Source organism: Calditrichia bacterium (assembly GCA_020634975.1).
Taxonomy (GTDB): Bacteria; Calditrichota; Calditrichia; order RBG-13-44-9; family J075; genus JACKAQ01.
This window is the reverse complement of record JACKAQ010000007.1, coordinates 1-22,082: the sequence shown is the minus strand read 5'-3', so window position 1 is coordinate 22,082 and position 22,082 is coordinate 1. Positions and strand designations below refer to the sequence as shown.

Here is a 22,082-nt window from a genome sequence, read left to right as displayed (position 1 = left end):
CTCCGTTGTTATTTTCGGCGGATAATGTAAACGGAGATTCGTGTTTCGCGACCGTTCCGGGTCACTTTTTTTGGAATCATTTCCCAAACAAAATTGTTATCGGATAACACCTTAAAAAAATCTTTGGCGATCGGGCGATTCGGTTCTGCCAGCCAAATTTCCCCGCCGGGCGCCAGCATCGTCCGGAACGTATGCAATAACGGTTGATAGATTGCCAACTCGTAGACCACATCTGCCGCGAGAATCAGCGAAAACTGGCGCTGAACCGGCGCTATCCAATCGAATTGCAATACTTCCGGCACCACCGATAAATTGATCAAATAATTCAACTCAGCCAATCGCAACGCATCGTCCTCACGATCGTTTAACACCACAGATGCGCCGAAGTGCCCGGCAACAATCCCGACCAAACCCATTCCGCAACCCAATTCGAGCACCGTTGAGTGGTTGGGAATAGCATTTTCTGCAACAAATTCGCTCAACGCGATGGCCGACGGCCACAATTCCGCCCAATAGGGCGTCGCAAAACTGTCCATCGAATTCGCTGCGACTGCCTCTTCCAAAGCGGCTGTCGGATCGGTAATTTTATTTATTTGAAAGGTGTGCCCGCCGATTTCAATGTGCTCAACTGTCATCGGATATTTGCGGCTGAGCCATTGGTAAAGGCTGTCGAAACGCCAGCCCAATTCTTCCGGTAATCCAAAATTATTCATATCATATAAAATAAGCCCCGTAATACCGGGGCTTTAAGGTTTTTAAATATTTTATTATCAACGGTTTAGCGTTGCACTTGAATGTTGCCGTCTTTGTCAAAGTTCAACGTGGTGCCTTTCAGCAGCGGCAACGATGTGCCAAAATCCAGATTGCCTTTCAGGTTGTAATTCAACTGGTCATCGCCTTTGAGCATGTTGTAAAGGGTCATCCCCATTTCCATAAAATTTAACTTGAACGGGATTTTGAGCTCGCCGGTGCCTTTTTCGTTGACGCTCATCATTTGATCGGCAACACCGCTGCCCCAGTTTTTATCGTTCACGTTGAAATTGTAATTTAATTTGGAAAGGTTGAGTCCAAAAACATTGGGATTTTCCACGTTGAGTTTCAATTCCAGATCTGCACCGGAAAGGCTGAGGTTGTTGAGTTTCAATCCGCCAACGCTGATTTTCGGCAATTTTACGTTAGGAATACTGCCCGCCTTGCTGACCGGAATGCGCACGGCACCCAAAACCGGCACGTTAAATGCAAAACCAGCGCTCAGCTCATAGCCGGTGCTGTCCTGTTTTTGCACACCCGAAAAGGTGTTGTAAATGTCTGAAAATTTTAATGTTAGCGGCAGATTCACCGTTTTTTGACCATTGGCGGCAATTTCCAATCCGTCCTGATTGTCACCGCTTAAAAAAGAATTTCCGTTGATATTCAGGTTGTAATCGAAACTGTTCAAATTGATACCGACGGTGTTGGGATTTCGCACATCAATATCAAACATCAGATCGATTGTGTTAAACGACAATCCGGTCACGCGAACATTTTGCACCCGAGCTTCGGGTTTTTGCATTTTGGCAAGCTGGCTTAATGTGCTGCAACCGGAAATCACTCCAACCAAAACAATAAACAATAAGGATTTTAACCATTTCGAACGGGTTTCCATTCATTCCTCCTGATTCATTTTCAATTTATTGTTGCAAGTATAGTAAATTAACGACGTTTCACCAACCAAATTTTTTGTACAACTTGTAGTTTTATCCATATTTATCAAAAATAGCCGAAGGTTGATTTTTTTTGTTTTTTTTTGATCGAATGAAAGTGTATTTTGGGCGTCGTAAACGCCGCACGTATTTTAATATTCATAAACAAATGTATAGGCTTTTAGAATGAGCACAAACACAACTGATGGTATTTTGGAAATTATGGATGGCGGACATGGCTTTTTGCGCAATCCGCTAAAAAATTTCCAGCCGCAAAAAACGGATATCTTTGTTCCCGGTAAAATAATCAAAGAATTTAATTTGAAAGATGGTCATCACGTTTTGGGAAAATTAGGGAAAGCACCCAACCCCAACCAATCGAAACCGTTGAAGGAAATCGTTAAAATTAATGGACTTACGATTCAAAAATACGAGAAATTAAAAGAGTACAAAACATCCGTCGTTATCGATCCCGAAGAACCGCTGAAAATGCAGATGAGTGAAAATGATATCACCGGACGGATGATCGATTTATTCACGCCGATCGGCAAAGGGCAGCGGGGAATGGTCATTTCGCCCCCCAAAGCCGGAAAAACCTCCATTCTGAAACACGTCGCAAAAGCGGTGCTGCAAAATCATGCAGATGTGGATGTGTTCGCGCTGTTGATCGACGAGCGTCCGGAGGAAGTCACCGATTTCCAACGGGATTTGCCCGGCGCAACGGTATTTCATTCGTCATCCGATCAGGATGTGGAGAAACATTTGCACATCACCAGTTTGGCGATGAACACGGCCATTCGCATTGCCGAAAGCGGCGGCGATGTGCTGGTAATTATCGATTCGCTAACCCGGATGGGTCGCGCGTTCAATAAAGATGCGGATTCCGGCGGAAAAACCTTAACCGGCGGACTGGCTGCAAATGCGCTGGAATTTCCGCGCCGTTTTTTTGGCGCCGCACGGAATATTGAAAATGGCGGCTCGTTGACCATTGTCGCAACCATTTTAGTGGAAACCGGCAGCCGGATGGATGAGGTAATTTTTCAGGAATTTAAGGGAACCGGCAATATGGATCTGGTTTTGGCGCGCGAATGCGCCGAACGGCGACTGTTTCCGGCAATCAACATCCGGGAATCCGGCACACGGAAAGAACACAAATTGCTCGATATGGAAACGTTGGACGATGTGAATTTTCTGCGCCGGAAAGTTGCCGGCTTAAAGACCGCCGAAGCACTGGAATACGTGCTCAAAAATATGATCTGATTATTCTTTTTCCGGAGGTTTGGGCGGCTGATGATCCGCAGCAACGTATTTGCCGGGGCTCAACTTCTCCATCAAAATTTTCGGCTCATTGATCGACGAAAATCCATATTGTTGATACAGATTATGGGCATCCCTGGTTGCCAGCATCCATCGCCGGATGGTTTGCAACTGCGGATGCGCCATAATACATTCCATCAGCCATTTGCCCAATCCCCTACCCTGATGCGTTGCCAGCACAAACACATCGGCTAAATATGCAAATGCTGTAAAATCAGTAATTACACGAGCATAGCCGATTTGTTTACCGTTTTCGTACATCCCAAAACAGAGTGAATTGGCGGCAGCTCGTTTTACAACGTCAACCGGAATTCCCGGCGACCAGTAGGAATTGCTCAAAAATCCGTGAATCACATCAAAATTTAAACGGGTGGGGTCGCAACTCACCAGCAGGTTTTCGCGTTGGTATTCAACCGATTCCGGCGCCTCGATTTTTTTTGGGATAGCATCCAGTTTCAGCCCGAGAATCATCTTTTTCAGCTTTTTTTCTCCGAGTCGTTCTGCTGCTTCTTTTTGGGAAACCCACTCGCGTTTGCGGTAGGATTTTTCCAGCCAGTTTTTGTGGATTTTGTTCACCTGCAAACTGTAAACTTTCACTTTGCAGGTGCCGCTCCATTTGTTGTAGCGATATTTTCCGAGCGGTTTTTCGCTGAGCAGACCTTCCACGCCAGCTTCTTCCAACGCCTCTTTTTTGGCGGATTCACCGGGCGATAAATCGGGTTCGATTACGCCTTTGGGGATAATCCATTTTTTCCCCTTCCGGGAAGTGATCAACAATACTTCAAATTTTCCGTTTCGGATACGAAAAGGTATTACAGCAGATTGTTTAAAAAACCATTCGGGAACCGTTCGCATAAACGCCTCACATTTATTCCAGAAATTTTTCCCGCACTTCGGGTGAGGGTAACTGGCAACTGTCAAATTTGCCAAACCATTGGTAGCGGTGGGTTGCAAACCAGACATAAATCCGGTCGCGGAGAGCATTCGGCACAATCGACATCAACCCTCCCAAAACTTTCCATTTGCCACCAATCGCAAATAGGATTTTAATCGCAGCGGTGGATTTTTCAAACACATTTTCATCTGCCGTTTGAAAATTTTCCACAAAAAGGATGGTTTCCGGCATTTCGGCATTCAATTTCAAATGGTGGTTGCTGGCAATGTTCGCCGCGGTTTCCCCCTGCAACGCAGCGAAGGATAACACATTTGCCGTGTCTATTTTCAGCAAAAATTGAACAGTGCGGTCGCAAAATCCGCAAACACCGTCATACAAAACCAGATTTCGATGTGCTTTTGCCATAGCCAACTTTCGTTTCAGGGTGCGACTGATTGCATCAAAATACCGCAGAGCCATGCGCCATAAGTGCCCAACGCATAACCCAAAACTGCTAATAAAACACCAACCGGCGCCAATGCCGGATTAAATGCCGATGCGACAATCGGCGCGGAAGCTGCGCCGCCAACATTTGCCTGGCTGCCAACCGCCAGGAAAAAGAACGGGGCGCGGATCGCTTTTGCAACGCCAATCATAATCGATGCATGGATAAACATCCAGATCAACCCGACGAGGAAAAGCCCGGGGTTATCAAAAATGGACAGCACATTCATTTTCATCCCGATGGAGGCTACCAGCACATACAACAGCAAGCTTCCTATGCGCGAAGCACCTGCGCCTTCAAGTTTTCGGGCGGGCGTAAACGAAAGCAACAAGCCTCCCGTTGTGGCAATCACCACAATCCAGAAAAATGATGATGTGAGGCTAAAACGGCTCAAAGTGGGTGCATTATTTTCAATCCACGGGGAAATGATATCCGCACCAAAATGCGCAAGTGCTGTAATACCAAAACCTACTGCGCAAATCGAAACGGTGTCCGTCAACGTTGGTAATTTGGCAATGCTGGAGCGATAATCTTCAATTCGCTTGCGCAAATCGACAATCGCGGAGGTGTCGCCTTTTAATTTACTGTCGATTCGATCGGTAATTCCGGCACCATAAAGCAAAAACGCCATCCAGATATTTGCCACAATAACATCCACAGCGATCATCGCCGGAAAAATAGCATCGCTGACTTCGAACACCTCTTTCATCGCGGTTTGGTTGGCGCCACCGCCGATCCAGCTACCGGCAATTGTGGTTAATCCACGCCAAACGGCATCATTTCCGACACCGCCAACAATATCCGGTGCAAAGCTGGAGACAATTAAAATGGCAATTGGTCCCCCGATGATAATGCCTAAAGTTCCCGCAAAAAACATGATAATTGCTTTGGGACCCAGCCGGACAATTCCTTTGAAATCGATGCTTAATGTGAGCAGCACCAAACTGGCCGGCAGCAAATATCGCGAAGCCACGAAATACAATTTGGATTGTTCACCGGAAATAATATTCAGCGAATTGAAAACCGATGGCAAAAAATAGCACAACAGCAATGATGGGACATATTTATAAAATTTCTGCCAAAACGGTTTTTCGCTGTGCGATGTTTGAAATACGAAGGCTAAAATCCCCAGCAAAATTCCCAGAACAACCGCGTCATTTGTAAATAATGGCGTCATTATTTTTCCTCATTTTGAACAGATGATTGTATAAAAAAGAAAGGCTAATATAACACAACTGCACTGAAATTCAAATTGAGGCAGCAAATTACTGCATCCGCTTTTAGATAATGTTTTGGGATTATCTGCGGAGCTAAAACTATAAAATTTATTTCTTTAGAATTTTGATGCTAATAGGCGAACCATTATATTCTCAGGTTATTCGGAGCCGCCGACAGTAACTGAAGATTGCAAATTATATGTAAACGAAACGTATGCATGATACGTCTGAAAGCTAATTAAACAAGGAGGCATTATGTTCGGTGGACATCCTCGCGGATTAGGCACCTTATTTTTTACAGAAATGTGGGAACGGTTAAGTTATTACGGTATGCGGGGCATTTTGCTGCTGTTTATTGTTGCAGCAACAACCGGCGAAAATCCCGGGTTTGGGATGGACGGGCAAACCGGCGCGGCTATTTACGGTATGTATACCGCTTTGGTATATTTGCTGGCATTGCCGGGCGGGTGGATTGCCGACCGTTTAATCGGGCAACAGCAAGCTGTTTTTTACGGCGGGATTATCATTGCTGCCGGGCATTTTTGCATGGCAATTCCCGGAAAATTCTTTTTCTTTACCGGATTGATTCTGATCGTCATCGGTACTGGTTTATTGAAGCCGAACGTCAGCGCAATTGTCGGCGATCTTTATCCGGAAGGCGGCGCACGTCGCGATGCCGGATTTTCCATATTTTATATGGGGATAAATCTTGGCGCATTTATCGGCCCGCTCATTTGCGGTTATCTTGGTGAGCAGGTTAACTGGCACCTTGGCTTTAGCGCTGCCGGTTTCGGGATGGCGTTTGGGGTTATCCAGTATAAATTAGGCTTAAAACATTTGGGCGATGCCGGAAAATTGAAAGCGACCGATCCGGCGCAACGCAAAAACGATATATCCTCACTGATCCGCGGCGTTGCCGGATTGCTGACCATTTTTGCAGTACTTTGGGTAATCGATTATGCGGGAATTTTGAAAATAACCTTAACCGGCGTTGCCGGTGCAACTGGCGTTATAATTGTTGGGCTTGCGCTGCTGTACTTCCTTTTTGTTATTTTCTTTAAAGATTTATCTTCGATGGAAAAAAAGCGCGTTGTTGTGATCGCAATTTTATTTGTCGGCGCAGCACTTTTCTGGTCAGGTTTTGAGCAGGCCGGTTCATCAATGAACTTGTTTGCCGAACGATTAACCGATCGGAACATCTTCGGTTGGGAAATGCCGGCAAGTTGGCTGCAATCGGTGAACGCGTTGTTTATCATCATCATGGCACCGATTATGGGAAGTTTGTGGGTAATGCTGGGCGCTCGCAATCCTTCCATCCCCACCAAATTCGGGCTCGGACTGGTATTGCTCGGATCCGGTTTTCTGGTGCTGGCATGGGGTGCGCAATACACAACAGATGGCGGTCCCGGAGTTAGCCCGATGTGGTTAGTCGCTACATATTATTTGCACACCATTGGCGAATTGTGCTTGAGCCCGGTTGGATTAAGCTCCGTCACAAAACTTTCACCAAAACCATTGGTTGGGCAAATGATGGGAACCTGGTTTATGGGAACCGCATTAGGAAATTTGATTGCTGGATTGGTTGCCGGACAGTTTGAAACACTGCCCATCACAGAGTTATTCGGCAACGTTGCCACAATTGTTGTGGTTGCCGGCGTCGTTTTCCTGATTTTCGCCAAACCGATCAAAAACAAATTGATTGGCGACATTCAATAGCTTTTTTGAACCAACTGTTTATCTGCAAACGCCGCTTTTTAGTGGCGTTTGTTGTTTTAGCGAAATCAATATTTTATAGCATCATTTAAATTCGACGGGAACGGCCTGGTCTGCTGCCAGCTTTTGTTTAATTTCCTTGTATTCTTCGAACATCTTGCTTTTCAAGTCATCAGCTTTGGTTTTTTTATTTTCACTGATATGATGCGTCATTTCAATTAAATGCTCCATTTGTTTACGCAAACCTCTCCAATTTATAAGATGTGTTCCGGCATGCCCAAGATCCACACTATCAGGATAATGTGGCGAGGTTTGATAATCCAAATCTAATGATTGAATATATCGCATGAATTTGCTATTGTATTCAGAGCAAAGTTGGATGACATGTCCAATCATTTTGGTTGGGAAATAAGGGAGGTATTTATTCAGCAACAAATAGAATTTTGTCAATTTGTCGTTTTTCATACCAAGTTTGGTGAGCAATAACTGTTGGGGAATAAAAATAAATTGAAAATTCGTATCGATAAACGTTGGTGAAGCTACGATCGCCGCTTTACAAGCGCTGCAAACGCCTTTTTTAGTATTAGCTTCTCTGACGCCGAAATCGAAATAGCGAATCTCATTTCGATAAAATTTCATACGGCAATTAAAGCACCAATGGCATTCCTGAGGCATAATTTCCTCCTGACGTATAAACCGGAACAATTTTGGTATGATTGACTTTAAATTACCACAAATAACAAAAATACGCAACATTCGGAATTAAATAATGAACCGTTTTGTGAAATACGCTTTACCAATTGCAGTTATGCTGTTGTGCTCACACACGAATCCGTTATCTGCGCAAACCGATGGCGACTCGGTGAGGGTTTCCCACCTTTATTTTGATGAAGAAATTAATCCGGTTGATGAAACCGATCCCGAATTCGGGCGATTTGACGCATACGAAGTCAGTTTCTCGAAAGGGGATTTGCTGTTGGTGCAGGTTAAAGCAACCGGTTTCTCTCCGGCAATTGTGCTGATCGCGCCGGACGACACAACTTATCTGGCCAAATTTCCGAATGAAAACGGCAGTAATTCGCTTACATATGCGGTAGAAATCCCGTTTGCCGGGGAATGGCTGCTGGTGGTTCGGGCGGATACTAACGCCATCGGCAGTTACCGGATGCGGGCTTGGTGGGCGGACGTCGCGTCGCGCTCGCTTCCGGAGGAAGCGGATTTATGCGATGCCATCAATTTTGTAATTGCCCACGCCAACGCCGATTTTTATTTCATCACGCGTGGCGAAGGCAACAATTTGTATCCCAACGTTCAACTGCCCGGGGCAATCGTTTCGCGAATATCGCCGGAAAATAATTTTGTGTCGCGATTTTATCAGGGCAACCAAAAATCGCAAGCTCGCGACATTTACAGCAATCTGGTTGGTAAACTCAAATTTTGTAACGGGGATACATGGACTGAATCGTTCAAAGATTGGCAAACCATCGATGTGTTGAGCGGACGAAAAGCGCTGCGATACGAATTGCGGGAAAAAGAGCGGGACGATTACCGGAGCGTCAGCGTCATGTTTTATGACGATTCGGCAAATCCTACCGCACGAAATAAGTTTGTGGTTGAGGTTCAGGTGAGCCGGAATGCTGTTGCGGAAAATTAGCGCAACAGAAGGTGTTACAGGAGATTCCCGCATTCGGCGCGGAGCAGAAATCTCCATAGACTGTTATCCAAACACAAACAATTAAAGCTCCTCGATGCGCAGCACATTGGTCGGGCGGCGTTGGGTGAAAGGCAAACCTGCTGTAAACACCACATTATCACCGGATTCGGCTAAACCCATTTCGATCATCCGCGCTTTTAATGTTTCAATTGCGTCATCCACATTTTCATAAAATTCATCGACCAGAAATGCGCGAACGCCCCACAACAGCGCCAATCGGCAATAGGTTTTTTCCTGCCAGGTCATCGCAATGATGGGCAGCATCGGGCGAAACCGGCTGATCATCCCGGCAGTTGAGCCGGATTGGGTGAGACAAACAATCGCGCTGGCATTTACCATTTGTGCAGCGTGGCAGGCGCAATACCCGATGGTCGATGCGATCGGATAGGTTGCATCGCGCTGGCGACGTTTCAGCTCCCAACGCGGTCCGCTTTTCGATTCAGTCATCCGGATGATACGATCCATCGTTTGCGCCGCTTCCAACGGGAATGCGCCGGATGCGGTTTCGCCGGAGAGCATCACGGCGTCCGTGCCGTCGAGAATGGCGTTGGCAACATCGGACGCTTCGGCGCGGGTCGGGCGTGGGTTGTGGATCATCGAATCGAGCATTTGGGTTGCGGTAATCACCGGAATAGCTTTGCGATTGCACAAGCTGATAATCATTTTCTGAATAGATGGCACTTCTTCGGCGGGCATTTCCACGCCCAAATCGCCTCGGGCAACCATCACCGCATCGGTCAGATCGGTGATTTTATCGATCGCTTCAACCGCCTGCGGTTTCTCGATTTTTGCGATCACCGGGGTTTGTTTGCCGTGCGCTTCGATAATCCATTTTATTTCATTGATATCTTCCGGTTTTTGCACGAAAGACAACGCAACGTAATCAACATTCATTTTCAGCCCGAACTGCAAATCCTTGCGGTCTTTTTCGGTGAGGCACGGCACGGAAAGAATCGATCCCGGTAAATTCAAACCCTTTTTATCTTTCAAAATACCGCCATATATCACTTTGCAATGGACATCCAATCCGTCGATTTTTTCAACTTCCAGCTTCAGGTTGCCGTCATCGAGCAACACCGCGTCGCCCGGTTTCACATCCTGATAAAAGGATTTGTACGATACCGAAACAATTTCTTCGGTGCCGGTAACATCGCGCACAGTGAGAATGAATTTGGCACCATCCACCAGCTCAATTTGTCCGTTTTCGAAAGTTTGGACACGAATTTTTGGTCCCTGCAAATCCTGCAGCACGGCAATCGGTTTGGCAATATCGCGGGAAACACGCCGCACCGTTTCAATCAATGCTTTGTGTGTCTCATGTTCGCCGTGCGAAAAATTGATTCGCGCGACATCCATTCCGGCTTTGGCCAACGCCAAAATTTGTTCGTATGTATGGCTGCTGGGTCCAAGTGTGCAAACAATCTTGGCTTTGCGGTGCTGTATATCAAAGTTCATCAAATGGTATCTCCTGGTATTTCCACTTTTACCTGCAAAAGGTTACAATACAGTTTGTTATCGGAACAATTCGGGTTCGCAAAAACCAAATTTACGTAAATTTATGACGCATCAAAGCGAAAAGTAGCGGTTGTATGGCGCTGTATTGCCTGTAGAGACCATTCGTGAATTACATGTAGAGGCAATTCATGAATTACATTAGATGTAAGGCATGAATTACATGTAGAGGCAATTCATGAATTACATGTAGAGGCAATTCATGAATTGCCTCTACTTAAAGGATTATCGAATAATTTTTGATTTACAGCGTTGATACCTTAAATTATGCCATTATTAATTAAAAAAAGCAGCGATGGAAAACAGAAAAAAAATAGCTTTTTACACCTTTGGTTGCCGGTTGAATCAGGCTGAAACGGCAATTATGCAACAAGGTTTTGATGCAAATGCACATCAGGTGGTGAATTTTAAAGATACGCCCGATGTGCTGGTGGTAAACACCTGCACCGTAACCGAAAACGGCGATGCGGACACTCGCAAACTGGTCAACAAGGCATTGCGGATAAATCCCGATGTGCAAATTGCGCTGGTCGGTTGTCAGGCGCAGGTGCAGCGGGAAAAATTGCTGGAATTGCCAAATGTGCGCTGGGTTGTCGGTAACGAGCGTAAAATGGATATCGCCGGAATTTTGCAGGAAACCACAGCACAAAATGAACCGCAGTTGATTACGCCGACCATCCAGCGCAAAAGCTTTACGATTCCTTTTGTGGGATTTGACGATCTGCATACGCGTGCCAACCTGAAAATTCAGGATGGCTGCGACTTTTTTTGCGGCTTTTGCGAAATTCCTTATGCGCGCGGTCGTGCCCGAAGCCGTGAATTTGAGGATATTTTGAAAGAAGCCCGCAGCCTGACAGCAGCCGGACATCATGAACTGGTGCTGACCGGCATTAACATCGGCACTTACGATTTTGAAGGGAAAACGCTGGTGGATGTGCTTTCTGCGTTGGCAACAATTGAGGATTTGTGGCGCATCCGCATTTCATCGATCGAGCCGACGACCATTGCCGATGCGGTTGTGCAACAACTGGCGACCACCGGAAAATTGTGCCGCTATCTACACATTCCCATTCAATCGGGCAGCGACGCCATTTTGCAGGCGATGAACCGCAAATATACCGTTGCGGAATTTGTCGATTTTCTAATGATGGCGCATCGCACCAATCCGGAAGCCTGTTTGGGAACGGATGTGATCGTCGGCTATCCCGGCGAAACGGACGCATTATTTGATGAAACCTACGAACTGTTGCTGGATTTGCCGTTTGCCTATTTTCACGTGTTCAGCTATTCCGATCGCGATCATGCGCGGAGCAGCAAACTGCCGGATCAGGAAAAAATCAGCCGGGAAACGATTATCGAACGCAGCCGGCGACTGCGGGAATTGAGCGAGCGGAAACGCACCGTTTATCACCAGCAATTTTTGGGAAAAACCGAATTCGTTTTATTCGAACAACAAAAGAATGGATTTTGGAGCGGATTAACAGACACTTATATTCGCGTAAAAGTAGCTTCCAGTCACGATCTGAAGAACAGAATGCTACCGGTACGATTGGAAGCATTAGATAAACACGGGGTAATTGGAACACTGAAATGAACCGGACATTGATTCGATCCACGGAAAGGGTCCAGTTGGGTATCGCAGTGCTGTGCGTTTTGCTGATGCTGATGTTGATATTTTTACCCGGCATTTTTCCGGCAGTTGAACAACCGCTGATCGACTGGCGTTTTGGCATTATCGTTGTTTTCGTGATAATGTATTTGACCAGCGTTTTCATCGCAGCAAAAACAGCACGAACCTATCGCTCGTTGAGCAGGGACCAAAAGCTTATCGGTTTGTTGCCGATGCTGTTTTGTCTGATCGCAGCGTTGATTTTGTTTTTTTACTACACCGGCTGCGTTCAGCAATATTTTGATTAATCCGTTTCTGTTTTAACGGCAAAGGTGAGTAGCTTTATCTATCCGCTTTAATGGTAAAAAACCCGGAGATCCCTGCCTTCGCAGGAATGACCGAGTATTACAGCTTCAAAATTCTATCCGCCAAACAACCATCCAACAGCGATTCAATTTCGGAACAATATCTGTGGAAAAATGTCCCGAAACTGAATCGCGGGTTATCCTACTCTATCTCACCAAGCTGACGATATTTTTGCAAATATTTTTCATATAATTGTGTGTGGCGGCTGCTCAAATCGACATGCCGCCGGCGATAAACATATGCTCAACCTGGGTGGTAATTTCCAACGGATCACCGGTGGTAACGATCAGCGTGGCATCCTTCCCTACTTCCAGCGAACCGACCCGTTCTGCAATCCCAAATATTTGCGCGGGATACAACGTCACCGATTTCAACGCTTCATCTTTTGGTAATCCATAAGCTGCGGCGGTTGCTGCTTCGTATGGCAGGTTTCGGGAATGTCCCGGATCACTAACGCCTTCTGCTGGTGCGATGCAAAAACGAACACCTGCGGCATGTAATTTTGCAGGTCCGGTGAACGGCGTGTCGTATCCTTCCCAACGACGATCCGGCAGTGAATGAACGTTGTGATAAATCACCGGGATATCCTGCGCTTTCAATTCATCCGCGATGCGCCATGCGTCATATCCGCCAACCAGAATCATTTGCAATTGCTCTGTTTTCGCCCAATCCATCGCCGCCTGAATCTGGCGAATATCATCTGCGTGAATAAACACCGGCTCTTCTCCGGTGATAAACGGCGCCATCGCTTCCAACCGAGTGCTCGATTCAAACGGTTGACCGGATGACTTTAATTGATGATACGCCCGCGCATCTGCGAAAAATTTGCGAAGATTTTCCAACTGCTCGTCGCGATCTTTCAATTGATCTTCAGCGCTTTGGCGCATCCATATCCGTTCAATGGCCTTCATTTGCGGCCAGCGGATGTGCAATCCCACCGGCGATTTTTCGGTCATATTTTCCCATGTCCAGCCATCGAGCGACATTAGTGCGGATGTTCCGGAGATCAATCCGCCCTGCGGTACGCTTTGGGCAAGTGCGACGCCGTTGGCGCGGGTTACGGGGAGTAATTCGCTATCGGGATTATAGGCAACTTCCGCCCGCATTTCCGGCGTGAACCTACCGACTTCGCGATAATCGCGGGTGGCGCGAACGGCATTGATTTCCGATAAACCGAGGATAGTGTTTGCCGCAATCATTGCCGGATACACATGTTTTCCGTTGATATCAATGATTTCCGCATTTTCCGGTAACGCAGCTTCTCCGCCGATGAAGGTAATTTTGCCGTTATCGAACAAAATGGTGGTTGCCGGCAAGGTAGCACCGCTGACGGTGTGTGCACCGTGCCGTTGACCAATGCAATGGGATGATCCTGCGGCGGTGCAGGCACCTGATCGCTGGCGAAAGCCACCCAACCAAACCCGGTAAGCAGAAATATTGCCAGCGAATGCCGGCAGATTTTCCGGGCATTTGATTTCATTATAAATAACAGGGAAATCAGTATCATCTAAAAGTGCTCCAATTTATTTTTCAGGTTTTGAATGTTTCATTTTCAGAGTTTTGTGTTGTAATTATGGAACATCTACGATGTTCGGTCTTTTGTTTAATGTTACCAAATTCTACAATTGTTGAACATCTACGATGTTCGGTGTTGTGATTTATGGTATCGAATTCTACAATAATGGAACATCTACGATGTTCGGTCTTTTTTAATTCTATCTGGTGCTACAATAATGGAACATCTACGACGTTCTTTTTATTTTATATCAATGCGGTAAATGTTTACCTCGTAGAGGTTTTATTATTGTAGTCTATCATAAACCGGAACATCTAATCCTCGTAGAGGATTGATAATTCTATGTTAACAATCGTTCAAATTAACACAATTATCCCACCCATCGGGAACTCAGGCAACCATCATTTTTGATATATGGGGTCGTTGAAGATTTGGGCTGCCAAATCTGTCATCAATTGTTCCCAGCGTTGGGTGCCGATGTATTTTTCCAGCTCGATCGTTTCCGCAGCGGTAACGCCTTTTTGGACAACTTTGCCATCGCGATTATCCCATAGCACATAGCGCAAACAATGTTGGGTGAGCCCGGTTGCGGATACATCAAATACATCCGTCAATCGATCTTTAATATTTTTGCCGGTGTGCTGAATATCCAGTCGGGAAAGAATGAGCACAAACGGATAATCACCGCCGGGAAGATCGAAACGGGTAGACAATGCGGGCACCGGAATTGTGACCGTTGCTTCTACCTGCGGCAGTGATTCGGTTTTCCATTGGATATCCGCCGCGTTATCGATTGAATAAACCAATGCGGCATCTTTAAACACGGTGTTTTCGCGAATGGCAACCGGAAACTGCCGTTTTAAATAATAGCGATAGCGCTGCACCGGAAAATCTTTTATATCTCGATCATAGGTGATTTGCAGGCTATCGAGCATTACGATTGCCAGCCGCGTATTGGTTAATTGCGCCTGTTGGTAGCTTGCATCTTTTTGGGATTCCGGCTGAATTAACTTTGTTCCGGCACAACTGGCGATAAAGAGCATCAGAAAAAAGGTTGAGCATTTTTTGACCATCGATGACATACAAACCTCGGTTGTGATTACATCATTAATTTTATTGGCATACTGTTTCGTTTTCCAAAATTCAAATACCAAAACACAAATACCAAAATTCAAGATTTACTGCATATGACCATAAGCTTAACCTTTTCCCAAATGAGAATGAGATTCCTGCATTCGCAGGAATGACAATTCAGAGGTGGTTTGTCACTCCTGCGAAGGCAGGAGTCTCCAGCTCGAAAAGTAAAGATCATACTCGTTTATCGTATAAATAAGGGCTTCGACTTTTTAATGATCGTGCCCATCGTGTCGGCAGGAGTATTCCCCGGATTTTTTCATGGTAAACACTTTGCCGCCGGATTTACCGTTAGCTGTCGCCAGATATCGCTGAATGAGATCCGCGCGTTCAGTAGCCACCTGCTGACGCAATTGCATATCGTCTTCGCGATCGAACATTTTGCGACCATCCACCCAGGTTTGTTCGCAACGGGTATATGTGGACAACGGATCGCCATTCCAAACGGCAATATCCGCATCTTTGCCCACTTCCAGCGAACCGGTTTTATCGGCAATGCCCAACTGGATTGCAGGATTGAGCGTCACAAATTTGAGCGCTTCCTGCGGTGCGACGCCGCCATATTTTATCGCTTTTGCCGCTTCGGTATTTAATCGCCGGGCGAGCTCGTTGCTGTCTGAATTAAACGATACATTTACGCCAACGCGATGCATAATTGCCCCATTATATGGAATAGCATCATATACTTCAAACTTAAATGCCCACCAATCGCTGAACGCGGATGCGCCGATAGCTGCTTCTTTGATGGTTTCCGCAACTTTGTATCCTTCGAGAACATGCTGGAACGTGCCGATCTTGAAACCGAAATCCTGCGCGATCCTGCAAAGCATCAATATTTCATCCTGGCGATAGGAATGGGAATGCACCAGTCGTTTTCCGTTGATAATTTCCAATAGAGCGTCCAGTTCCAGATCGCGGCGGGGCGGCACGGTGCGCAACTGGGCTTTTTTATTGAGTGCATTGTAACGATTCCATGCATCGCGATAATCGCGGGCGGCACGAAAACGATCGCGCATGATCGTTTCCACACCCATGCGGGTTTGGGGATAGCGAGTGGTATTATCATCGCCCCAGTTACTTTGTTTCACATTTTCGCCGAGGGCGAATTTGATGCCGCCGGGCGCTCCGGCAATTTTCATGGCTTCGGGCATTGCGCCCCAACGCAATTTGACCACTGAGTTTTGTCCACCCATGGGATTTGCCGATCCGTGCAACTGGTTGGCGGCAGTTAATCCGCCGGCAAGCTCCCGATACCAGGAAATATCGTAACTATCCACGACATCGCCGATGCGCACTTCCGCGGTTACAGCCTGGGTTGCTTCGTTTACGCCGCGATCAATGCCCGTATGGGAATGTGCATCGATTAATCCGGGTGTGATGTGTTTACCGGTTGCATCAATCACGAGTGCGCCCTTTGGCACACTGATGTTTTGTCCGATCTCGTCAATTTTACCGGCGCGAATGAGCAAATCGGCATTTTGCACTATTCCCTGCGATGCGCTGGTCCAGATGGTTGCATTTTTAAACACAACTACGGCGGGTTGCACCGGCATTGCTTTCCGGTTATATGCCCCCCACCCTGCTTTCGGTTGATATGGCTCCACCTGCACAGTATCTTTTTTGGATTTCTTTTCCACCGGAGCCGGTGGTTCGGTTTGGGTTGCCATCCATTCAAATGATTGTCCGTCCGGTGCTAATCCGCTGCCTTTCCAATTATTGCCGTCACGTGCAGCGGAAAGCAGCAACATCCCGGGCAAACCGAGGCTATCGCCGGAAAGATTCAGGAACAATCGCCGATGATCGAGTTTGATGTTGTCAAACTTGATCTTCTTTTCTGTCACGGTCTCCAGTTCCGCAGACAGTTTTTCCGGTTTTCCGGTTATATTGAGCGTTCCGCTGACGGACAGCGAATGTTGGGGTATATTCAGCTTTAGATCATATTTTCCACGGGCATCCAGCTCCGGCGGCGCGGTTATCTGGCTGCGTTTGCCGTTTACCCACACATCGATAATGGTGCGATCGTCATCAAACAGATTGCCGTTGGTAATGAGCAGGTCTGCGCGTTTGCCGTTGGCGATGCTGCCGATTTGATCATCTACGCCGAGCAACGTTGCCGCCTGAGTTGTGAGCGCAGCCAACGCTGCATCTTCGGATAAACCCCGTTCGATGGCTTTGCGCAATTGTTTATGGAAATCCTGTTTTTTATCCAATCCATCGCGGGTGAACAATTGCGATACATTGTGTGCGGCCAGAATTGCAGGGTTTTCCGGTGCGAAATACCAATGCTGCAATTCCTGCAAATCGAGATCGATCGCGTCTTCCGGGGTTTCCGCATTCAGTTTTTCCGGGAAATTGAGCGGGGTGATCACCGGAAAAGCATATTGCTGCACGGCATCGGCAATGCGATATTCCATTCCGCTGGCTTTCACCCAAATATTCAGATTGAATTCCTTTGCGATGGCGACCGCACGCAGATATTCCAGATCGTCGCCTACTTCAAAAACAACCGGCTGCTGTCCGGCGATGGCATCGGCAAGTGCGGCAAGTGCATCGTTGGTTTCCGGTGCGGGTTGCGCCATGTTCAAATCCCATGCGCTGTGGGCTTGCTGATACCATTTGGCATCCAGAAATGTTTGGCGAATAAGCGCGATAATGCCCATCAACGATGAGGGATAACCGCCGCCGGAGCGTTGAAATGAGATGTGCTGGGCAACATCCTGCCGGATAATCTGTTCCGATAAATCGCTGCCGCCCAATGCGATAACGGCGCTGTTCCCGCGAAAATTACCGGATTGCGGGACGATCCACGCTGCGGTAAATCCCTGTTTGTGCAAATTATTGAGATCGCTGTCTTTTACACTGAATGCATCGGTTGCGCGATGTTGGGCATCGACCTTTTCGTTCCAATGGGCTGCGCCGCCGGTTTCATTTTTATGCTCACCGTTTTTTTCGGACATACCGAGATTGCTGAATACATCAATTAATCCGGGGTAGATGGTTTTGCCGCTGTAATCCCAAACCTGGGCGGCTTGCGGCGGTGTGATGGCTGTGCCAACGGCTTCGATAATGCCATCGCGGATGATAATTGTGCCGTTCTCTAACACATCGCCCGGTGCGCGCACGACTTTGGCGTTGGTAAGCGCATGTAATCCGGGCAGGTGATCGCGCAAACCTTCTACGGGTTTGGTTTGGGCGATTATGGCGGGCATGATCATCATTATTATTGTAATGGCATAACGCATCACCGCGATTGGTTTATTTGTCATTTTTGTATCGGTCAGTGTTGTTTTTCTGATCCGGGAAACGATTTTCATTGAGCATCTCCGGCGCTTCTGTTGTTGTTGTTGATTGACGGGCGAATATACCAATTTCTTTTGAAATAGAAAAGATGGTGTGACATTGGGTGTTGGAAATTAGCGTTTTTATGTATCCTCTACGAGGATATATTTTGTCTATGACGAACAATTCTACAATAATTAAACATCTACGATGTTTTTTTTATTTCAAATTATTGCGATAGATAGTTACCTCGTAGAGGTTTTATTGGTGTAGCCAATCAAAACCGAAATATCGAATCCTCGTTGAGGGGTGATAATTTCATGCGTTACATTCGATCAATCTAATAATGGAACATCTACGATGTTCGGTCTTTTTAATTGTTTATGGCTACAATAGTTGAACATCTACGATGTTCGGTCTTTGATTTATGGTATCGATTTCACAATAATTGAACATCTACGATGTTCGGTCTTTTGATTTATGGTATCGATTTCAATAATTGAACATCTACATGTTCGGTCTTTGATTTATGTATCGATTTCTACAATAATTGAACATCTACGATGTTTTTTATTTCAAATTATTGCGATAGATAGTTACCTCGTAGAGGTTTTATTGGTGTAGCCCATCAAAACTGAAATATCGGATCCTCGTTGAGGGTGATAATTTCATGCGTTACAATCAAAATTCTACAATAATGGAACATATACGATGTTTGGTCTTTTCAATTGTTTGGGCTACAATAATTGAACATCTACGATGTTTTATTTCAAATTATTGCGATAGATAGTTACCTCGTAGAGGTTTTATTGGTGTAGCCAATCAAAACCGGAATATCGAATCCTCGTAGAGGATTGATAATTCCATGCGTTACAATCGAGCAACTCAATGGAACATCTACGATGTTCGGTCTTTTCAATTGTTTATGGCTACAATAATTGAACATCTACGATGTTTTTCGCAAAAACCCCGGCACCGTCGACTTGTAGAATCTTTTTTACAAAGCGGTTTTGAAGTTTCAACGTCGGTTTTTCATTTTGAACAATGCGTGTTTAAAGCGTTGAAATCGGTTTTCATTTTGAACAATGCGTGTTTAAAGCGTTGAAATCGGTTTTCATTTTGAACAATGCGTGTTTAAGGCTTTGAAATCGGTTTTCATTTTGAAAGCGTGTTTAAGGCTTAAATCGGTTTTCATTTTGAACAAAGCGTGTTTAAGGCTTTGAAATCGGTTTTTCATTTTGAACAGTGCGTGTTTAAGGCTTTGAAATCGGTTTATTTTTTTGCAAAGCGTGTTTGGAGCCAATGTTGGGTGATGTTCCGGTTTGTCGTTTTGTAAAGCGGAGCTTTTTGATAATAGCGTTCAGGCGGAGCCTGGAACGAGGAGTGCGATTATTTTTTGCAAAGCGTGTTTGACCAATGTTGGTGATGTCCGGTTTGTCGTTTTGTAAAGCGAGCTTTTGATAGGGCTTCAGGCGGAGCCTGTTTGAAATCGGTTTATTTTTTTTGCAAAGCGTGTTTGGAGCCAATGTTGGGTGATGTTCCGGTTTGTCGTTTGCAAAGCGGAGCTTTTTTGATAAGGGCGTTCCAGGCGGAGCCTGGAACGAGGGGGGGGTGCTTTCCCGCAAAGCGGGACTCAGCATGACAGGTGATTAACCGCTATGCTTTGGCTTCGCTCTGCTTGTGTGTGCTATGTGGTGAAATCGAGGGGGCTTTTTACGCCTTTGCCGCCTTTGTTTAGCACGTGGGTGTAGATCATGGTTGTGCTGACATCTGCATGTCCGAGCAATTCCTGAACGGTGCGGATATCGTAACCTTCTTCTAATAAATGTGTGGCAAAACTGTGGCGCAGGGAATGGCAACTGGCGTTTTTGGTGATTGCAGCATCGCTGATAGCTTGTTTTACAGCGCGTTGAACGCTGTTTTCTGCGGCGTGGTGGCGGCGGATGATGCCGCTGCGGGGATCTTCGGAGCGCCGGACAGATGGGAATACGTATTGCCATCCCCATTCTGCTGCTGCGTTGGGATATTTTTTGGCGAGGGCAAAGGGCAGGTAAACGCTGCCGTATCCTTCGTGCAGGTCTTGCTGATGTAATGCTTTTACCCGGTTGAGATGCAGCTGCATATCGGTTGTTAAGGATTGCGGAAACATGGTTACGCGATCTTTTTGCCCTTTTCCGTCGCGAATGGTAATTTGGTTGTATCCGAAATCGATATCTTTTACGCGAATGCGCAATGCTTCCATTAACCGAAGCCCGCTGCCATACATTAATCCGGCGATCAGTTTTTGGGTGCCTGATAGATGCCGGAAGATGCGGGTTATTTCGTTTTTGGTGAGGACGACGGGCACACGGCGGGGTTTTTTGGCGCGAATGTTTTCTATTTTGCCGAGTTCTTTGGGCAATACAATTTTATAGAGAAACAAGATTGCGGAGAGCGCCTGGTTTTGGGTTGCGGCGGCTACGTTTTCTTTTACGGCAAGATGGGTAAGAAACTGGCTGATTTCTTTTTCGGCAAGGTTATAGGGATTTTTGGCGTTGTTGAATTGGAAGAATTTTTGAATCCATTTCAAATACGCTTCTTCTGTTCGATAGGAGTAGTGCAGCAGGCGAATTTTGTTTTTCACCTGCGCTAACAATTCGGATTGTTGCGGATTCATATGCAGTGATCTTGTTATGTTGGGTGACTGTTGTTTTTACGTGCACGGGAATATACTAATTTTTGATTCGTTTTGCAAGAGGGGGGATATTTGATATTGAATATTGAATATTGATTATTGATTATTGAATATTTGGTAGAGGTAGATATTGAATGATTGGATATGCCTTAAAGAAGAGATTTTTCGTCGCTTCACTCCTCAAAATGACCACTTTGTCATGCCGGGGATCCCGGCTTGCCGGGAGACGAAGCATCTGAGTTTTGAGATATCAATCAAATAGTGACGCTACCGAAAATTTAATATTGAATATGATTGGTTATTGGTTATTGCTCATTGGTCATTTTTTGCTTGTGATTGTTTTCCGGTTTCTATACATTAATAATGTTGTTTGACTTGCCCAATTTAACCTTAACATTTTTGTGCCTATTGTTTTTTGAAATCCGTTGGACGATGCATTTTGAAAACATTAAAGAAGATTAATCCGGGTGAAGCCGGCAGTAAGAAGCTGATGAAACGTTATGGCGATGCGTTGGTTTGTGTGCGTTATCGTTATGATGCGGATCGGCAGCGCCGTTTTACGACTGTTGAATTGATTGTTGATGAGGGTGAATGGCAAAAGCGCAATACGAGCTATAAGCCTGATGATATTGTGTATTTAAAAGTTAGTTATGGTGAGGTTAGTGTTGGCGTTTTGATTCGGCAGGCTGGCGGTAACTGGAATGGTTCCATCGGCTATTGGGAATTGCCTTATGAGCGGGTAGTTGCATTGAATCTGGAGCATCGGATTGCCGAAGTGTGATTTACGGCGATGTTTTTTTGTTATTGGTGTTGTGTTGGACATTTTACTTGTGATGCAGTTATTTTTAACAGGATTACAGGTAAAACTGGTTTTGTTTGACAGGATTACTGGTAAAACAAATTTTGTTTGACAGGATTACAGGAAATACAGGTTTAAAATAAATAAATAAATATTTCTAATAATAGACAC

The 22,082-nt window shown here is 45.8% G+C and carries 18 protein-coding genes and 1 pseudogene; 6 read left to right on the top strand and 13 right to left on the bottom strand.

Going from position 1 to position 22,082, the window contains the following annotated elements:
* Positions 1-8: 8 nt before the first annotated feature.
* Both H6629_22950 and H6629_22945 read right to left on the bottom strand, forming a co-directional pair.
* Positions 9-713, bottom strand: coding sequence for a methyltransferase domain-containing protein (locus tag H6629_22950; GenBank protein MCB9070644.1), 705 nt, complete (start codon positions 711-713; stop codon positions 9-11).
* A 65-nt stretch (positions 714-778) separates the two neighbouring features.
* Positions 779-1,645, bottom strand: a complete 867-nt coding sequence (locus tag H6629_22945) for an LEA type 2 family protein (GenBank protein ID MCB9070643.1) — start codon at positions 1,643-1,645, stop codon at positions 779-781.
* A 223-nt stretch (positions 1,646-1,868) separates the two neighbouring features.
* Here H6629_22945 and rho point away from each other — a divergent pair, with 223 nt between their 5' ends.
* A complete protein-coding gene (gene rho / locus H6629_22940) occupies positions 1,869-2,942 on the top strand; it encodes a transcription termination factor Rho (GenBank protein ID MCB9070642.1) in 1,074 nt (357 codons plus the stop codon).
* On the opposite strand, the gene H6629_22935 is transcribed toward rho, so the two are convergent.
* From H6629_22935 to H6629_22920, 4 genes and pseudogenes are all read right to left on the bottom strand, one after another.
* Entirely contained in the window at positions 2,943-3,470 is a 528-nt protein-coding gene (locus H6629_22935) for a GNAT family N-acetyltransferase (GenBank protein MCB9070641.1), read from the bottom strand.
* Positions 3,468-3,854, bottom strand: a pseudogene (locus H6629_22930) (NUDIX hydrolase). Before H6629_22930 ends, H6629_22935 begins: the two are co-directional and overlap by 3 nt.
* Positions 3,855-3,867: 13 nt before the next feature.
* Positions 3,868-4,299, bottom strand: a complete 432-nt coding sequence (locus H6629_22925; protein MCB9070640.1) for a DUF393 domain-containing protein — start codon at positions 4,297-4,299, stop codon at positions 3,868-3,870.
* 14 nt (positions 4,300-4,313) lie between these two features.
* The gene (locus H6629_22920) at positions 4,314-5,555 is read right to left on the bottom strand and encodes a DUF819 family protein (protein MCB9070639.1); all 1,242 of its coding nucleotides are present in this window, start codon (positions 5,553-5,555) and stop codon (positions 4,314-4,316) included.
* Between the two features lie 295 nt (positions 5,556-5,850).
* Between H6629_22920 and H6629_22915 the strand changes: the two genes are divergently transcribed.
* Entirely contained in the window at positions 5,851-7,311 is a 1,461-nt protein-coding gene (locus H6629_22915; protein MCB9070638.1) for a peptide MFS transporter, read from the top strand.
* Positions 7,312-7,392: 81 nt separating this feature from the next.
* Here H6629_22915 and H6629_22910 read toward each other — a convergent pair whose 3' ends face one another.
* Positions 7,393-7,983 carry a hypothetical protein gene (locus H6629_22910; protein MCB9070637.1) on the bottom strand — a complete coding sequence of 197 codons (591 nt, stop codon included), beginning with the start codon at positions 7,981-7,983 and terminating at the stop codon, positions 7,393-7,395.
* Between the two features lie 94 nt (positions 7,984-8,077).
* Between H6629_22910 and H6629_22905 the strand changes: the two genes are divergently transcribed.
* Positions 8,078-8,962, top strand: coding sequence for a hypothetical protein (locus H6629_22905; GenBank protein ID MCB9070636.1), 885 nt, complete (start codon positions 8,078-8,080; stop codon positions 8,960-8,962).
* Positions 8,963-9,043: 81 nt separating this feature from the next.
* On the opposite strand, the gene pyk is transcribed toward H6629_22905, so the two are convergent.
* Positions 9,044-10,477, bottom strand: a complete 1,434-nt coding sequence (gene pyk / locus H6629_22900) for a pyruvate kinase (GenBank protein MCB9070635.1) — start codon at positions 10,475-10,477, stop codon at positions 9,044-9,046.
* A gap of 352 nt (positions 10,478-10,829) precedes the next feature.
* Between pyk and mtaB the strand changes: the two genes are divergently transcribed.
* Positions 10,830-12,128, top strand: coding sequence for a tRNA (N(6)-L-threonylcarbamoyladenosine(37)-C(2))-methylthiotransferase MtaB (mtaB, locus tag H6629_22895; protein MCB9070634.1), 1,299 nt, complete (start codon positions 10,830-10,832; stop codon positions 12,126-12,128).
* Positions 12,125-12,451, top strand: coding sequence for a hypothetical protein (locus H6629_22890; GenBank protein ID MCB9070633.1), 327 nt, complete (start codon positions 12,125-12,127; stop codon positions 12,449-12,451). The genes mtaB and H6629_22890 overlap by 4 nt, the downstream gene beginning before the upstream one ends.
* Positions 12,452-12,718: 267 nt before the next feature.
* Here the strand turns inward: H6629_22890 and H6629_22885 are convergent, their stop codons facing one another.
* From H6629_22885 to H6629_22865, 5 genes are all read right to left on the bottom strand, one after another.
* The gene (locus tag H6629_22885; GenBank protein ID MCB9070632.1) at positions 12,719-13,924 is read right to left on the bottom strand and encodes an amidohydrolase family protein; all 1,206 of its coding nucleotides are present in this window, start codon (positions 13,922-13,924) and stop codon (positions 12,719-12,721) included.
* 502 nt (positions 13,925-14,426) lie between these two features.
* Positions 14,427-15,107, bottom strand: a complete 681-nt coding sequence (locus H6629_22880; protein MCB9070631.1) for a hypothetical protein — start codon at positions 15,105-15,107, stop codon at positions 14,427-14,429.
* A gap of 264 nt (positions 15,108-15,371) precedes the next feature.
* A complete protein-coding gene (locus tag H6629_22875; protein ID MCB9070630.1) occupies positions 15,372-18,425 on the bottom strand; it encodes an amidohydrolase family protein in 3,054 nt (1,017 codons plus the stop codon).
* A 1,266-nt stretch (positions 18,426-19,691) separates the two neighbouring features.
* Positions 19,692-20,078, bottom strand: a complete 387-nt coding sequence (locus tag H6629_22870) for a hypothetical protein (GenBank protein MCB9070629.1) — start codon at positions 20,076-20,078, stop codon at positions 19,692-19,694.
* Positions 20,079-20,125: 47 nt separating this feature from the next.
* Positions 20,126-21,094 (bottom strand): integron integrase, encoded by a 969-nt coding sequence (locus H6629_22865; protein ID MCB9070628.1) that lies wholly within the window; start codon positions 21,092-21,094, stop codon positions 20,126-20,128.
* Between the two features lie 508 nt (positions 21,095-21,602).
* Here H6629_22865 and H6629_22860 point away from each other — a divergent pair.
* Positions 21,603-21,893 carry a hypothetical protein gene (locus tag H6629_22860; protein MCB9070627.1) on the top strand — a complete coding sequence of 97 codons (291 nt, stop codon included), beginning with the start codon at positions 21,603-21,605 and terminating at the stop codon, positions 21,891-21,893.
* Positions 21,894-22,082 lie beyond the last annotated feature (189 nt).

Coding starts and splice junctions, on each gene's coding strand:
- H6629_22915 (MCB9070638.1), top strand. CDS start 5,851: ATGTTCGGTGGACATCCTCGCGGATTAGGCACCTTATTTTTTACAGAA.
- H6629_22870 (MCB9070629.1), bottom strand. CDS start 20,078: ATGCTGAGTCCCGCTTTGCGGGAAAGCACCCCCCCCTCGTTCCAGGCT.
- H6629_22935 (MCB9070641.1), bottom strand. CDS start 3,470: ATGATTCTCGGGCTGAAACTGGATGCTATCCCAAAAAAAATCGAGGCG.
- pyk (MCB9070635.1), bottom strand. CDS start 10,477: ATGAACTTTGATATACAGCACCGCAAAGCCAAGATTGTTTGCACACTT.
- H6629_22925 (MCB9070640.1), bottom strand. CDS start 4,299: ATGGCAAAAGCACATCGAAATCTGGTTTTGTATGACGGTGTTTGCGGA.
- H6629_22865 (MCB9070628.1), bottom strand. CDS start 21,094: ATGAATCCGCAACAATCCGAATTGTTAGCGCAGGTGAAAAACAAAATT.
- H6629_22890 (MCB9070633.1), top strand. CDS start 12,125: ATGAACCGGACATTGATTCGATCCACGGAAAGGGTCCAGTTGGGTATC.
- H6629_22905 (MCB9070636.1), top strand. CDS start 8,078: ATGAACCGTTTTGTGAAATACGCTTTACCAATTGCAGTTATGCTGTTG.
- mtaB (MCB9070634.1), top strand. CDS start 10,830: ATGGAAAACAGAAAAAAAATAGCTTTTTACACCTTTGGTTGCCGGTTG.
- H6629_22950 (MCB9070644.1), bottom strand. CDS start 713: ATGAATAATTTTGGATTACCGGAAGAATTGGGCTGGCGTTTCGACAGC.
- H6629_22945 (MCB9070643.1), bottom strand. CDS start 1,645: ATGGAAACCCGTTCGAAATGGTTAAAATCCTTATTGTTTATTGTTTTG.
- H6629_22860 (MCB9070627.1), top strand. CDS start 21,603: ATGAAACGTTATGGCGATGCGTTGGTTTGTGTGCGTTATCGTTATGAT.
- H6629_22875 (MCB9070630.1), bottom strand. CDS start 18,425: ATGACAAATAAACCAATCGCGGTGATGCGTTATGCCATTACAATAATA.
- H6629_22910 (MCB9070637.1), bottom strand. CDS start 7,983: ATGCCTCAGGAATGCCATTGGTGCTTTAATTGCCGTATGAAATTTTAT.
- H6629_22920 (MCB9070639.1), bottom strand. CDS start 5,555: ATGACGCCATTATTTACAAATGACGCGGTTGTTCTGGGAATTTTGCTG.
- rho (MCB9070642.1), top strand. CDS start 1,869: ATGAGCACAAACACAACTGATGGTATTTTGGAAATTATGGATGGCGGA.
- H6629_22880 (MCB9070631.1), bottom strand. CDS start 15,107: ATGTCATCGATGGTCAAAAAATGCTCAACCTTTTTTCTGATGCTCTTT.